This window comes from Bradyrhizobium sp. ISRA442 (assembly GCF_038085055.1).
Lineage (GTDB): Bacteria > Pseudomonadota > Alphaproteobacteria > Rhizobiales > Xanthobacteraceae > Bradyrhizobium.
Window position 1 is genome coordinate 1 of record NZ_JALGCN010000066.1, and the last position, 1,036, is coordinate 1,036.

At 63.0% G+C, this 1,036-nt stretch carries 1 protein-coding gene; it reads left to right on the forward strand.

The features are described 5' to 3' along the window. The first annotated feature begins 17 nt into the window (after positions 1-17). Entirely contained in the window at positions 18-977 is a 960-nt protein-coding gene (locus MTR72_RS40210) for an IS5 family transposase (RefSeq protein ID WP_280964961.1), read from the forward strand. Positions 978-1,036: the final 59 nt, after the last annotated feature.

A 1,036-nucleotide genomic window follows, 5' to 3' on the forward strand; every position in this document is an offset into this window, starting at 1 on the left:
GCCCTGGAGGACTGACGATGGCGGTGAAGCAGACGGGGCAGCCGAGTTTTATTGAGGCGTGGCTGCCGAAGGGAGCCGGTGCCAATGCGGCGCTGGATCGGTTGTCGAGCTTGGTCAAATGGTACCGGTTCGAGAAGCTGATGGCGCATTTGCGGGATGAAGGAAGCCCTGGCCGCCCGGGCTATCCGGTGCTGGTGCTGTTTCGCGCGCTGCTGTTGCAGTCGCTCTATGGTCTTTCGGAGCGCGAGCTCGAGGAGGCGCTGGGGGACCGCTTGTCGTTCAAGCGCTTCGTGGGTCTCAGTCTCGAAGATGCGACGCCTGATCACACGGTCCTGAACCGCTTCCGGAACCAGCTTGTTGAGCAAGGGCTGCTGGACAAGCTGTTTGGTGAGCTCGATCGTCAGCTTGAGAATGCTGGTGTCATCCTGAAGCGCGGCACGATGCTGGATGCGACATTGATCCAGGCGGTGTCAGCGCCTCCGACGCAAGAACAGCCGTCGAAGGATCCCGATGCCCGGTTTGCCAAGCGGCAAGGCAAAAGCGGCTCGACCTTCGGTTACAAGGCTCACATGGGTGTCGATGAGGGCTCCGGCCTGATCCGGTCGGTGCTGACCACGCCCGCCAATATCAACGACACGACGCCTGCGGACGATCTGATCCGCGGCGACGAAGCCGTGGTGTGGGCCGATGCCGCCTATGACACCCATGCCAGGCGGGCCCGGCTGAAAGCTGAAGGCAAAAAGCCCCGCATCGCACGTCGTCCCAACAGGCATCACCCGGAGCTGCCGCCGAGGCTCAAACGCTACAACCTTCTCATCGCCCGACGACGGGCAACGGTGGAGACCACCTTCGCCACCCTCAAACGCCGCATGCGACTGACCTGCATCCGTTATGTCGGTCTTGCCAAAGCAAGCGGGCAAGTCCTGCTCGCCTCCATCGCGTTCAACATGAGGAAATGGGCTGCGATCACAGCCTGAGCCGCCCGCCGAGGGCACCAGCCGACCCCTTCGTCGGCCCGCTACCCCGGCAACCAGCT